This window comes from Prevotella denticola, assembly GCF_900454835.1.
Taxonomy (GTDB): domain Bacteria; phylum Bacteroidota; class Bacteroidia; order Bacteroidales; family Bacteroidaceae; genus Prevotella; species Prevotella denticola.
In genome coordinates this window covers 311,447-325,719 of the sequence record NZ_UGTM01000002.1, presented here as the reverse complement: position 1 = coordinate 325,719, position 14,273 = coordinate 311,447, and the positions used below count along the sequence as shown (strand labels likewise).

Annotated in this window: 8 protein-coding genes; 4 read left to right on the top strand and 4 right to left on the bottom strand. The window is 55.8% G+C overall.

The window, feature by feature from the left end; all coding sequences use genetic code 11:
* Nucleotides 1-386 precede the first annotated feature (386 nt).
* The 4 genes from DYH27_RS09450 to DYH27_RS09435 all read left to right on the top strand — a co-directional run bounded on the left by DYH27_RS09450 (nt 387) and on the right by DYH27_RS09435 (nt 7,867).
* The gene (locus DYH27_RS09450; RefSeq protein WP_025067762.1) at nt 387-1,997 is read left to right on the top strand and encodes a CTP synthase; all 1,611 of its coding nucleotides are present in this window, start codon (nt 387-389) and stop codon (nt 1,995-1,997) included.
* Nucleotides 1,998-3,926, top strand: coding sequence for a membrane protein insertase YidC (gene yidC, locus DYH27_RS09445; RefSeq protein WP_025067761.1), 1,929 nt, complete (start codon nt 1,998-2,000; stop codon nt 3,924-3,926).
* A gap of 2 nt (nt 3,927-3,928) precedes the next feature.
* A complete protein-coding gene (locus tag DYH27_RS09440) occupies nt 3,929-6,085 on the top strand; it encodes a S9 family peptidase (protein ID WP_029216355.1) in 2,157 nt (718 codons plus the stop codon).
* A gap of 159 nt (nt 6,086-6,244) precedes the next feature.
* The gene (locus tag DYH27_RS09435) at nt 6,245-7,867 is read left to right on the top strand and encodes an MFS transporter (RefSeq protein ID WP_004353598.1); all 1,623 of its coding nucleotides are present in this window, start codon (nt 6,245-6,247) and stop codon (nt 7,865-7,867) included.
* A gap of 434 nt (nt 7,868-8,301) precedes the next feature.
* Here DYH27_RS09435 and DYH27_RS09430 read toward each other — a convergent pair whose 3' ends face one another.
* The 4 genes from DYH27_RS09430 to DYH27_RS09410 form a co-directional block, all read right to left on the bottom strand.
* Nucleotides 8,302-9,843: a fibrobacter succinogenes major paralogous domain-containing protein gene (locus tag DYH27_RS09430; protein ID WP_029216354.1), complete on the bottom strand. Its 1,542-nt coding sequence runs from the start codon at nt 9,841-9,843 to the stop codon at nt 8,302-8,304.
* Between the two features lie 22 nt (nt 9,844-9,865).
* Nucleotides 9,866-10,075 (bottom strand): hypothetical protein, encoded by a 210-nt coding sequence (locus DYH27_RS09425; RefSeq protein ID WP_025067760.1) that lies wholly within the window; start codon nt 10,073-10,075, stop codon nt 9,866-9,868.
* A 1,078-nt stretch (nt 10,076-11,153) separates the two neighbouring features.
* Entirely contained in the window at nt 11,154-12,509 is a 1,356-nt protein-coding gene (locus tag DYH27_RS09415) for a BACON domain-containing protein (RefSeq protein ID WP_025067758.1), read from the bottom strand.
* A 7-nt stretch (nt 12,510-12,516) separates the two neighbouring features.
* Nucleotides 12,517-14,262, bottom strand: a complete 1,746-nt coding sequence (locus tag DYH27_RS09410; RefSeq protein ID WP_025067757.1) for a DUF4302 domain-containing protein — start codon at nt 14,260-14,262, stop codon at nt 12,517-12,519.
* Nucleotides 14,263-14,273 lie beyond the last annotated feature (11 nt).

Below are 14,273 nucleotides of genomic sequence, written 5' to 3'. Positions count from 1 at the left end.
TTCCGGATCTGGTAATCCATGTTGTCAGATCTGACTCTGTTGAGGCTGTCTGAATCTTTTTCTGATGGTTTGCAAACAGCTTGTAACCAGTTGTTTACAAGCTGTGCTGCAAAAGGTGCTCAGTTGCATTCCAAGTAAGGCCTGATTGAAGGCCAGGTAAGGCTTACTTGCACGCCAGTTAACGCCTGATTGGAATCCTGATGGGCATGGAGGTGAAAGATCCTCTGGGAACCCTATGCTCCATGCACCTGCACAAAGCAGTATAAATCCTAAATTTATTCCTTATAACCAGCCTCATTCACGGAAAATTAGTATCTTTGCACTTTAGTTCATAACCAGCGATATTCGTTTTTCAGAAGACAATAAATTAAAACATACATAAAATCGTGGCTGAAACAAAGTACATCTTCGTTACGGGCGGCGTGGTTTCCTCACTCGGCAAAGGAATCATCTCGTCGTCAATCGGTAAGCTCCTCCAGGCAAGGGGCTACAACATCACCATCCAGAAATTCGACCCGTACATCAACATCGACCCGGGGACGCTGAACCCCTACGAGCACGGGGAGTGCTACGTGACGGTGGACGGCATGGAGACCGACCTCGACCTCGGGCACTACGAACGCTTCACGGGCATCAAGACCACGAAGGCCAACTCCATGACCACCGGACGCATCTACAAGAGCGTCATCGACAAGGAACGCCGCGGCGACTATCTGGGCAAGACCATCCAGGTGGTGCCTCACATCACGGACGAAATCAAACGCAACATCAAGCTGCTCGGACAGAAATACCACTACGACTTCGTCATCACGGAGATCGGCGGTACGATCGGCGACATAGAGTCGGCGCCGTTCCTCGAGGCGATCCGGCAGATGAAGTGGGAGCTGGGCCGCCGTGCCATCAACCTCCACCTGACCTATATCCCTTATCTCAAGGCGGCGGGCGAACTGAAGACGAAGCCCACGCAGCACAGTGTGAAGGAACTGCAGAGCGTCGGCATCCAGCCCGACATCCTCGTGCTGCGCACGGAGAAGCATCTCGAGGACGACATCCGCAAGAAGGTGGCGGCCTTCTGCAACGTCGATTTCGACTGCGTCGTGCAGAGCGAAGACCTGCCGAGCATCTACGACGTGCCGGTCAATATGCTGAACCAGGGGCTCGACGCAGCCATCCTGCGCAAGTGCGGCGAGAAGGTGGGACCCAAGCCGGCCCTCGGTCCGTGGAGAGATTTCCTCGACCGGCAGCGCAAGGCGACGAAAGAGGTACACATCGGACTCGTCGGCAAGTACGACCTGCAGGATGCTTACAAGAGCATCCGGGAGGGACTGCTGCAGGCCGGCGTTTACAACGACCACAAGACCGTCATCACCTTCATCAACTCCGAGGACCTGACCGAGGCGAACGTCGGGGAGAAGCTCCAGGGACAGGACGGCATCGTCATCTGTCCGGGCTTCGGCCAGCGGGGCATCGAGGGGAAGATTGTCGCCGCCCACTACACCCGTACCCACAACATCCCGACCTTCGGCATCTGTCTCGGTATGCAGATGATGGTGATTGAGTTTGCCCGCAACGTGCTGGGTTACAAGGACGCCAACTCGCGTGAGATGGACGGGAAGACGGCGCACAACGTCATCGACATCATGGAAGAGCAGAAGAACATCACCAACATGGGCGGCACGATGCGGCTCGGCGCCTACGAGTGCGTGCTGCGTCAGGGGTCGCGCGTCTTCGACATCTACCGCCAGGAACACATCCAGGAACGCCACCGCCACCGCTACGAGTTCAACAACGACTATGAGAAGGAATTCGAGAAGAACGGCATGATGTGCGTCGGCCGCAACCCCGAGAGCGACCTCGTGGAAATCGTCGAGATACCGGGTCTGAAGTGGTACATCGGCACGCAGTTCCATCCGGAATACCAGTCGACCGTGCTCCATCCGCACCCCCTGTTCCTCGACTTCGTAAAGACATCAATAGAAAACCAGAAAAATAAATAAATGGATAAGAATACGATTACAGGGTTTGTTCTCATCGCCCTGGTACTCTTCGGGTTCGCCTGGTGGCAGCAGCCGTCGGCCGAACAGGTGGCACAGCAGCGGGCCGAGTTTGTGAAGGACTCCGTCGCTGCAGTCCGGAAAGCGCAGAACGCAAAGCTCGCCGCTGCGAAGCAGGCACAGCAGAAGGCTGCCGTGGCAGCCGACACGACGGCCCTGTTCCACTCGGCCCTGAACGGCAAGGGGCAGGACATCACGCTGAAGAACAGCAAGGTGGAACTGACCCTGAACACCAAGGGCGGCGTTGTCAGCAAGGCTGTCATCAAGAACTACGTGGGGCATGACATCGCCGTCAAGGACGGGTCGAAGGACCGGAAGGACGTCACCCTGTTCAGCGGAAACGACCAGAGCCTGAACTTCATGCTGGCCGGCAAGAACACCAACATCGAGACGAAGGACCTTGTCTTCACCCCGTCGAACGTGACCGACACGACCGTCACCCTCACCGCCGTGGCCGGACCGGGCAAGACGCTCACGCTGAACTATGTCCTCGGAAAGGACTACCTGCTCCACGCCTCCTTGCAGGCAGAGGGCATGAGCGGGCTGTTCGCACCGGACTGCAACCAGATGGACGTCAGCTGGCAGGAGCGTTGCCGCCAGCAGGAGCGCGGCTTCACGTTCGAGAACCGCTATGCCACTCTCACCTACAAGAAGCACGGCGGCAGTACGGATTATCTGAGCGAGACGGCCGAAAAGGAGGAGACGACCGAGGACGCCATGGACTGGGTGGCCTTCAAAAACCAGTTCTTCTCTGCCGTGATGATCGCCAGGGACAATTTCGCAGCAGGCGCAAAGCTCAAGAGCACGCCGCTCGACAAGGAGTCGCACTACCTGAAACACTACGAAGCCAGCATGAAGACCGGCTTCGACCCTACGGGCCGGCGGCCGTCAGAGTTCGAGTTCTACTTCGGCCCCAATGACTTCCGCCTGCTCCAGGCGGTAGAGAAGGAGAGCCGTTTCGGCAAGGACCTGGATATGCAGAGGCTCGTCTACCTCGGCTGGCCGCTGTTCCGCATCATCAACCGGTGGTTCACGCTCTACGTCTTCGACTGGCTGAGCAAGGTATTCCCGATGGGTGTCGTGCTGATTCTCATCACCCTGCTGCTGAAGCTCATCACCTATCCGATGGTGAAGAAGAGCTACATGAGCTCGGCGAAGATGCGCGTGCTGAAGCCGAAACTCGACGAGGCGACCAGGCAGTTCAACAAGCCCGAGGACCAGATGCAGAAGCAGCAGGCGATGATGCAGAAGTATGCCGAGTACGGTGTCAGTCCGCTCTCCGGCTGTCTGCCGATGCTGATACAGATGCCTATCTGGATCGCGATGTTCAACTTCGTACCGAACGCCATCCAGCTCCGCGGGCAGAGCTTCCTCTGGATGGACGACCTCAGCACCTACGACCCGATCATCTCGTGGGGGCATAACCTATGGCTCGTCGGCGACCACCTGTCGCTCACCTGCATTCTCTTCTGCGGTGCCAACCTGCTCTACTCATGGTTCACCATGCAGCAGCAGAAAGACCAGATGGTGGGACAGCAGGCCGACCAGATGAAGATGATGCAGTGGATGATGTTCGCCATGCCGCTCTTCTTCTTCTTTATGTTCAATGACTACTCGTCGGGTCTGAACTTCTATTACTTCGTCTCGCTCTTCTTCTCGGCCGCCATCATGTGGACGCTGCGCAAGACCACCAACGACGAGAAACTCCTCCGGATACTGGAGGCGAAGCGCAAAGAGAAGAAGAACAATCCGAACCAGAAGGGCGGCGGACTCTTCGCCCGGATGCAGGCCCTGCAGGAAATGCAGCAGAAGCAGCAGGAAGAATTGAGGCACAGAAAGGAAGAACTCAACAACAAAAAGAAAGGTCTATAACTATGAACAGAAACTTGACAGTCGCAATGGCTGCCGCACTCGTCATGAGCAGCGGCGCACAGGCACAGGATGTGAACATCGGGCGCAGCAGCATCACGCTGAAGAGCGACCTCATGACACCCGAGGCTCTCTGGGCCATGGGGCGCATCGGTGCCGCACAGGCATCACCTGACGGCAGACGGATCGTCTACCAGGTGGGGTACTACAGTGTGAAGGAGAACAAGGGTCACCAGGTGCTGCGCATCATGGATGCCGACGGCAGGAACGACCGCCTGCTCACCACCTCCGCAGCGAACGAGAGCGATGCGGCATGGCTCGACAACAACACCCTGGCTTTCCTCACCGGAGGACAGCTGTGGACGATGAAAGCCGACGGCACGGACCGCCGGCAGCTCACCCGCTCGGACATCGACATCGAGGGCTTCCGCTTCTCGCCCGACCGCCGTCGCGTCGTGCTCATCAAGAGCATCCCTTACTACGGCACGATCAGGCAGAACCCGAGTGATCTGCCGAAGGCTACAGGCATGGTCATCACGGATATGAACTACCGTCACTGGGACCATTACGTGACGGCGAACGCCCATCCGTTCGTGGCTGACGTCACTGCCGGGGGCATCGGCGACGGTGTCGACGTGCTCGAAGGCGAGCCTTACGAAAGTCCGCTGGCACCGTTCGGCGGCATCGAACAGATCGACTGGAGCAGGGACTCCAAGTCTGTCGCCTATACCTGTCGCAAGAAAGAGGGCACGCAGTATGCCATCTCGACTGATGCCGACATCTATATATATAATGTGGAAACCCGCCGGACGAAGAACCTCTGCAAGCCCGAGGGGTATGTGGAACCGGCAATCGATGCGACGAAGAGCATGCGCGACCAGGCAGTCAACCATCAGGCCGGCGACATGAACGTGGGCTACGACGTGAATCCCAAATTCTCGCCCGACGGCAGGTACATCGCCTGGCAGAGCATGAAGAACAACGGTTATGAGAGCGACCGCAACCGCCTCTGCGTCTACGAGCTGGCCACGGGCAGGAAAACCTACGTCACCGAGAGCTTCGACTCGAACGTCGACGAATACACATGGGGAGCCGATTCCAAGGTCCTCTACTTCATCGGCGTATGGCATGCGACGGAGAACATCTATCAGACCAGTCTCAAGGGCGAGGTGAAGCAGCTCACGGAGGGCGACCACAACTATGTCAGCATTGCCTTGCTGGGCGACAGGAAGCTGCTGGCCATCCGTCAGAGCCTCTCCCAGGCCAACGAAATCTACGCCGTCACGCCGGCGAAGAAGGAGAAGACAAGCCTTCAGACACAGCTCTCCTTCGAGAACAAGCACATCTACGACCAGCTCGCACTGGGCGAAGTACACGACCGATGGGTGAAGACGACCGACGGAAAGGAGATGCAGGAGTGGGTGGTGACACCGCCTCACTTCGATCCGAACCGGAAGTACCCGACGCTGCTCTTCTGCGAAGGCGGACCGCAGAGTCCTGTTTCCCAGTTCTGGAGCTACCGCTGGAATCTCCAGATCATGGCCGCCAACGGCTATGTCGTCATCGCACCCAACCGCCGCGGCCTGCCCGGTTACGGCAGCGCATGGAACGAGGAGGTAAGTACCGACTGGACCGGTCAGTGCATGAACGACTACCTCTCCGCCATCGACGATGCGGCCCGCAATCTGCCTTTCGTGGACAAGGACCGGCTCGGTGCCGTCGGTGCGTCTTTCGGCGGATTCTCCGTCTATTATCTGGCAGGTATCCACGACAGACGTTTCAAGTGCTTCATTGCACATGACGGTGCCTTCAACCTCGAGAGCATGTACACCGATACCGAGGAGGCGTGGTTCAGCAACTGGGAGTATGACGATGCTTACTGGAACAAGGACAAGACGGAAGCTGCCCGGCGCACCTATGCCAACAGTCCGCACCTGAACGTCGGCAAGTGGGACACGCCGATACTCTGCATCCACGGCGAGAAGGACTACCGCATCAATGCCAACCAGGGCATGGGTGCCTTCAATGCAGCCCGTATGCGCGGCATACCGGCAGAGCTGCTCCTCTTCCCCGATGAGAACCATTGGGTCTTGAAGCCGCAGAACGGTATTCTCTGGCAGCGCACATTCTTCAGCTGGCTCGACCGCTGGCTGAAAAAGTAAGTTTACAGGTCGACGGGTTTGCGGGTAAACAAGTTGCCTGATGGCATTAACCTGTCAACCCGTCGACCTGTCAACTCGTCAGCCCCTTTTAACTGATAATCTAACAGACAACTCGTCTACTTGTTTACCCGTTTACTCGTAGACTTTTAATAATTCATCATGACTGAAAAAATTCAAACAACATTGAGAGATTCAGCGGCTATGCGCTGGACGGCTCTCCTCCTGCTGGCACTGGCGATGTTCTGTGCCTACATCTTCGTGGACATCCTCTCCCCGATCAAGGAACTGATGCAGGAACAGAGGGGATGGGACTCTACCGCATTCGGAACGATGCAGGGGTCAGAAACCTTCCTGAACGTATTTGTCTTCTTCCTCATCTTTGCCGGGATCATCCTCGACAAGATGGGTGTCCGCTTCACCGCCGTACTCTCCGGTGCAGTGATGCTGGCCGGTGCGCTGATCAAGTACTATGCCATCAGCGAGAGCTTTGCCGGCAGTGCGGTAGAAGCGTGGTTCACCAACAACCTCAACCATATCCCTGTCTTCGAACAGCTGGGCGTCTCTCCTTTCTACGAGGGCATGCCGGCATCGGCGAAGGTGGCGGCCTGCGGCTTCATGATCTTCGGCTGTGGAACGGAGATGGCCGGCATCACCGTCTCACGCGGTATCGTGAAATGGTTCAAGGGACGTGAGATGGCGTTGGCAATGGGTTCTGAGATGGCGCTGGCCCGGCTCGGTGTCGCCACCTGCATGATCTTCTCGCCGTTCTTTGCCAAGTTAGGCGGTCATGTCGATGTGTCACGTTCCGTAGCCTTCGGTGTCGTACTGATCTGTATCGCCCTGATGATGTTCATCGTCTACTTCTTCATGGACAGGAAACTCGACGCACAGACCGGCGAGGCAGAGGAGAAGGAAGATCCGTTCAAGATCAGCGACCTCGGGAAGATCCTCACCAGCATGGGCTTCTGGCTTGTCGCCCTGCTCTGCGTATTGTACTATTCGGCCATCTTCCCCTTCCAGAAGTATGCCGTGAATATGCTCCAGTGCAACCTTACGTTCCATGAGCTTCCGGCCGGTTCGTTCTGGGCGTCTTCCAGTGTGACGATGGTCCAGTATGTCATCATGCTCGTCGTCGCAGCCACCGCCTTCATGTACAACTTCATGAAGCGGAAGGCTCTGAAGAACACGATGCTCCTGCTCTCCATACTCAGCCTTGTACTCTATTGCTACATGGGCTATATGCGCCAGTCGGCAGAGTCGATCTTCGCCGTGTTCCCGCTGCTGGCAGTAGGCATCACCCCGATTCTCGGCAGCTATGTCGACCATAAGGGCAAGGCGGCCTCCATGCTCGTGCTGGGCTCGCTGCTGCTGATTCTCTGCCACCTCACCTTCGCCTTCGTCCTCCCGCTGTTCAAGACCAGCCAGGTGGGCGGCGTCATCGTGGCCTATGTCACGATTCTTGTCCTCGGTGCTTCCTTCTCGCTTGTGCCTGCCTCGTTGTGGCCGAGTGTGCCGAAGCTGGTGGATGCGAAGATCATCGGGTCCGCCTACGCATTGATCTTCTGGATTCAGAACATCGGCCTGTGGCTGTTCCCGCTGCTCATCGGCAAGGTGCTCGACAAGACGAACGTCGGTGTGACCGACCCGACACAGCTCAATTACACAGCACCGCTGATCATGCTTGCCGGACTGGGTGTCGTCGCCCTCGTCATCGGTCTCATCCTGAAGGTGGTCGACAAGAAACGCCACCTCGGACTGGAAGAGCCGAACATCAAGGAATAAACCGGCTTTCACCATACCGTCTGCACCGGCAGGGATAATCCCTCCGGTGTCAGCATCGCAGCCATCTGGCAGGGACAGACTTCCACGTCTTTCCCTGCCTTTTTTCATTATGAAGTCTTTGGAAAACTTTCCTTACAGTCTTGTTCAAACCCGGTCAGAAGATACGGACGGGAAGTATGACGACTGATAATCACTTATGAATCTAAGGAGGAGGATTCTGTATAAGGCTCAGAACAAAAAAAGGAAAGCGGAAGTCAAGGAGGTCTATAAGTTGTAACAGCTGATTTTCTTCTTTCTTTTAACCGTGAGACCGGCACGATATAAAAGTTCTTTGGATAGGGAATTTGTCTGTCTGGGAAAAACGGAAACAGGTGTGCGGATGAGGACTGTCCCCGTTTCCGCACACCTGTTGCTGTTTAGAGTGACAGGAATGTCTATTCAGTCTTCCACAGACGGAGACCGTTTTTCTTTTCGATGATATTGCTTACAGTGACATTACCCGACTGGAAATAAAGGCTGTAGGAAACATCCTTATTCCATTTATATGGCGTACTCGTCCAGTAACGTCCATACGAACCGAACTCTATAAGTTTGCCATTCTCATAGCGTCCCATGGCAGGCAGGAAGAAATAATTGCTGCGGTTGTCCGGAGCCTTCTGCTTGATGTTCTTGTTATCCGGTGGAGTTATAAAGGGCTGCGTGTGAACATAGTCTGTTCCGCTTGGTGCTTTTTCTTTTAGTTTATCAGCACTGCCCTTGCCGTTTTCCGAGGCGATGACGCTTGCCTTCTTGAACCACATACCGCCTGTGTACAGATGTCCCCATACGGTCCAAAGCGTCTTGTTGTCCCAGTGCGGGTCGCCTTTCAGACAGTACCATACGAGTTCATTGGCATTCGGACAGGTCTTGGCGGTGTTGGCGGTGGCATTCGGGTCTTTGGAAGTGTTGTACCAGCGGTTGCCATCCGCACTGGTAGGATAATTGCTGCCTGGTACTCCCATTTTCTTCGGCTGGTTGTTCTTGTGTCCGAACCAGTATTCCTTCTTGGCATCCCAGGCATAGTAATCATCTCCATAGTTTCTGATGGACAGTGCTGCCGGCATATCATAGTAGCCGTTGGCATCATACTGGAACTCGCCGAACGTCTTTGTGATGACACCCGAAACGCCTGTCTCTTTGTCCCTGACGTAGTATTTTATGGTGAGTTTGTACTTTCCGGGCATGATGACCATGAACATCCGGCCGGCCTCGCAACTTGTCCCGGCTGCATTGTTCTGCATGGCGAATCCGTCACTGCTGCCTGCCGTCTTGGGTGTCAGTGTGATTGTCTGGCTGCTGCCTGTCCCGGTGAGCCGTCCGTTCGTTCCCAGTGTGTAGGCTCCGGCGATGTTCTTATTAGCGGTCACTTCAATCTTCGTGACATAGGTGCTTGCAAGCGGATGGTTGTAAGTGGGCTTGAAACAGAGATAGGCGGCAGCATGATTGAGCTGGAACTTGTACTGTCCGTTGGGTTGGTGGGTAGCCGTGCCTGTACCGCAGTCGCCTGATATGCCGAAGTGGAGGGTGTTGTCCGGTCCGTTCTGGGTCTGGGCGGAAGCGATTGTCACGTTGTTTCCGGTGCCGTTCTTGCCGGGATAGTAAACGGTGTAGCTGTTGTGGGTGTAAGTGCCGGGCATCAGGAACTTGAAGGCAGGCTGCTTTGTCCCCGTTACGGCATTGCTGCTGTGCTGGAAGACGTTGCCGTCGTCTTGCACATAGATTCTGTCGCCTTCTTCCCAGAAGAAGTCTCTTGTGTCATAATCCAGTGACGTGCGCGTACCTTCCGTACCGGCGACAAAGCCCGTCTGTTCCGTTTCGTTTTCCTCGGCTGCTGGTTTTGCAGTTTTCTCTGTCGTTATGTCGTCGCTTGAACAGCCGGCTGCTGCAAACAGCAGGGCTGTCACAGCCCACTGCTGGTAGGATAATCTGATTTTCATTCCGTTTTTGTTTTCTGTTGTTTTAGTCTTCCCATGATGCCGGTGCATTCTCACAGCTTCGGAAGAAGGCACTCTTGGCTCCTTCGCTCGATTCTTCCGAGGGTCCGGTCTTGTGGTCTCCTTTGTGGTGGTCTCCGGGGAAAGAGGCATCCAGCAGCTGGCTGGCGATGCATACGTGCATGATTTCGATTTCCGGTTTCCCGTAAGTCTTCTTGATTTCTTCTTTGTTCATTGTTGTCTTTGCTTGAATTCCGTTAGTGGATAGTTTTCGTATGAGTTTCCTGTGATGTGCAGAGGCCGGCTACAGGGATGTCTCTGCTGTTTCCTGAAGATTCGTCTCGGTGCCGCTGCCTCTGTATATCCTGTCTGACGTTTTTGAAACGGACGCATTCTGTTCTGTTGTATAGATATCCATTGTCAGCGGAGCAGAAATCTTTTCTATTATATTCTATCTTAGATAGTTAAATTTGGTGCAAAAGTACAGATAATTTGGCAAATTACCCCCCCGAATTGTTAAAAATCCGTAAAATCACATAGTAAGCCAATGTCTGTAATGTAAGCTGTCCCCAGTTTTTTCCCGGTAATTTCAGGTCTGTTTATCTGGCATTTTGAAAGAAGCATGGTGGCCGGCCAGTCATCATGCAACATCGATTCTGTTTTCGGAAAGAGGTGTGTGGACTGTCATGAGCAGAGGTGAGAAAACATGTCCCGTCTGTCCTGAACATGGCGGGCAGACGGACAATCCGGTGAAGTCGGCCCCTTCCGATCAGTGGTCTGCAATATGTTTCTCCGGCTTACAGCCCGTCAGGTTCTGTGGCAGGCGTGCAGCATTCTTTTTCTTCGGAATCAGCTAAGTTGACCGGATTCTTTAATTTCTGGATATGAAATATCCTTACATGATTTATTTCTTCATCCTCCTGAAGAACATTGGGGTGATGAGAAATTCGTGTCTGTAACATGCACGGAGACAGCTGGTTGCTAATGCTGTCGAAAAGGTGCCTGACAGGCATCCAACTAAGCACTGTCTGGCCTTCAACTAAGCATTACCTGGCCTCCGGTTGGGCCTCTGTCGGATATCGGTCAGTGCTCTGTTGGAAGATGCCGGTTGGGGCTGCGGTTTTCTTTTAAGTGAAATCCTGACAAAAAAAGTCTTCCGCTCAACCTGTCTGTTCAGCGGAAGGCGTTCTGTCCGTATTCAAAAGAAACGGCCCTGTCCGGGCAGGTCATGCTCGGACAGGGCTGTTCGTGTTTTGTCTCAGCTACACATCGTAGCTTCCCCGGAAAGGGGATTTCAGGGTTCTTTCCGTTCCTTACCGGAGAAGGGCCTTCAGTGTCGGAAGGCTGACGCCTGCCTTCTGCTGATGTGGCAGGGAAGGCTTTGCACCGCCTGCCGAAGGGAGGGGGTGATAGAACACCGGCACCATCAGCATGACCATCGGCCGTCTGAATGTCAGTTTTTTGCCCGACAGCAGGTACTCGTAGATACCCAGCGTGTTGGCATCGAAACTGTCGACGGGGAATCCCATCTGTGCCAGACCCGTCTGCTGGCTCATGTAGGCGGCGTTCGTTCCGCTGTCTTCGAAGAGTCCCATGACGACCCCGTCTTCCTCGGAAGCCATCATTGCAGCTGTCATCGAAAGGTTCTTGGATGCGAAGATGCTGTAGATGCCGGGCAGTGTCGACTGGTTGAACTGGTCGTAGTCGGCATCGCTTATCTTTCCTGCGTTGTGCTGGCTCTCGACCTGGCTGATGGCTTTCTGCAGGGCGATATAGAAGCTTTTGTCCCATACAGAGGTCACGCGGAGCAGCGAGGCACTGCCCCTGGGGGTCGTCGAGAGGAGGTCGCCGCCCTTGAGGGAGAAGGCGAGGGTCTTGGAATCGAAGCCGAGGTGGACCACCATCGGCGATCCGCTGACGGCGAAGCTGACGCTGCCGTCGGCCTCTTTCCTGATTGTTCCGGTCATCCGCGTCAGCAGCTCGTCGAGGCTCTGGGTCTGTGGAGTGAGCTTGAGCAGGTCGTAGCCCTGGAGATAATACGTTTTGTCGATGAAATCGTTCAGGCTGCCCTGTGTCACCGTGACGGTGTCGTGCTTCTCCTGGTTGGTTATTACGAGGTCGAAGGTGCGCGGTTCGCCTGTCGTGTTGGCATTGATGTGTGCCACGAAAGCGTTGCCCTTGTCCTCTGTCGATGCGACGGCTGCGGCTCCGGGCCCCACTCCCAGACTGATGGAAGGCTCTGCGCCCACCTTTGTATAGGGCAGGGCAAGGGCGGTGTCGTTGTCGTTGACGACGATGTTCTGCTCTCCTGTGTACTTGAAGACAGCCCCCGACTGGAGGATGGAGAGGTTGGTGGAGTCGTTGCCGTTCTTGATGGTCAGTACGGCGGCGCGGCTGTCGGAAGCCGTGTTGTTGGTCACGCTGACGACGACGGAGTCTTCCTTCACCTCGGCCTTGGCCCATGTCTCGCTGACGGAGGCCGTCGAACCGGCCGGTGCGTTGAACTTCACGCCTCCTTTCTGTGCATCGGCATTGAAGAAGAGCTTGGAGCTGACGACCTGCACGGAGTTCTCGCGCAGGTATCCGCTGCCTGCGTCGTCGTTGTCGCTGCAGGCGATGAAGCCTGCGGCGGCAACGGAGAGAAGACAAATATTGAATATCTTTTTCATAAAGCGTTTACTTGTTTAGTTTCACTTGGGATGCATTCCATGCCGGCAGGATGGACCTCCAGTCCATGTCGAAGCGTGCGACACGGTTTGCCTTGTACTGGGGCAGGGCGGTATCGTGTCCGCTGCCGGCAGCGTCGTCATCGAACAGCGGGGCGGGCTTTGCCGGCGAAGACGTTGAGGTCTTCTCGAGTACGGCGTTCTGCCACTTGTCCACCCATCCGGCAAGGTTGCTCTCGGAGAACGGCTCGCCGGTGAATGCGTAGAGGACGATGATCTGCGTGGTCATTCCGGTGTACTGGAGCTGTCCGCCGTTGATGACGAACAGCGGGCCGCACAGCGATGCCCTGATGTCGCCGTTGTCGGAAATGTCGAAGGAGATCAGGTTGTAGGCGTTGGTGCCTGTTCCCGTACCCTGGCTCTTGTTGATGTTGAAGGCATTGCCGATGTAATAGGTAGCACTCTGGCCGCGGAGAGTCAGCACTTTCTGTCCTGACTGCATCAGGAAGGCGTTTGCCGATGCCACGTAGGTCAGCGGGAAGACGTAGTCTGCGCCGTAGCCGCTCTTCACGTTGAGGCTGTACTTCCGGTTCTTGCCGCTGCCTGTGTAGCTGATGCTGGCGGTGCGGGTCGTCTGCCTGAATGCCTCGGCATCCGGATCGTATGCGGTCATCGTGAGCTTGTAGGAACCCAGGAGAGCCGGCAGGTCGTACTGCAGCACCTGTACCTGCGCCTCGTCGGTGCCGTTCGACACCTTGATCTTCGAGCCGCGGGCCTTGGTGGCCATGGGGTTGGCGTCTACCGTGATGGTCAGTGTGTTCCCGCTCTTGGAGAGGTGTACCCATGAGGCTTCACAGGTAACCTCGAGCTTGTCGAGGTGCGGGACGGTCTTCGTGACGGTCTTCGCTCCGTTTGACACGCTGACAGACCCGATGAGCTTGGCAATGGCGTTGACATCCACGAAGCTCTTGGTCGTCTCGACACCGCCGGCCGACAGCTTCGCCGTTGCGGAATCGTAGGTGAAGTCGTACAGCCGTACGCCGTTCACAGTGACTGGCAGGTAGAGGCGGATTCCATGGTCGGTGAAGGCGTAGGCCGATGTGCCTACCAGTGTGTTGCCGTCGTAGAGTGCCAGCTGGCGGTTGTCCGGATCGGTGATGACGAGCCTGTAGGGCTTTCCGCCGATGGTCACTTCCATCCCCGAGAAGATGAAGTCGGCGGAGAGGTCGGTCACCTTCTCCATGTACTCTGCCGCATCAGCCGTGAGCTTGCGGAGGTACATCGTGTTCTCCGACTTCTTGCCGTGCAGCTTGACGCAGTCGGACCCGATGCTGTCGATGATGAACTCGAAGTCGCCCTCCTTGCCCCGGTACTCACCGTCTTTCGGCGTGGCATAGACGTGGAGGAAGGTGTTGTAGGTGTCGAACGACAGCACGGGACCGCTGTCATCCTTCATGCTGTAGAGCGACTTCACCTCGCCGTCGTCGGGGTTGTTCTCATAGCGCACGATGGCGTTGTCGCGTGTGAAGCGGATGGTGTAGGCCACTCCGCCGTAACTCTGGTTGCTCTCCGGGTAGTAGTCCAGTGCCCATCCGTAGGGAGCCTTCACAAGCGTGTCCTGCGCCTGCTGGAGGAACTCCGCCATGCGCTCCGAGTAAGACTTGTCGAAGACGTCCTCCTGGTCCTTCAGGCACGACTGCAAGCCGATTGCCGGCAGAGCGATCAGGAGGGCGATGAATATTTTACTTGCTTTCATAAATGATCCTT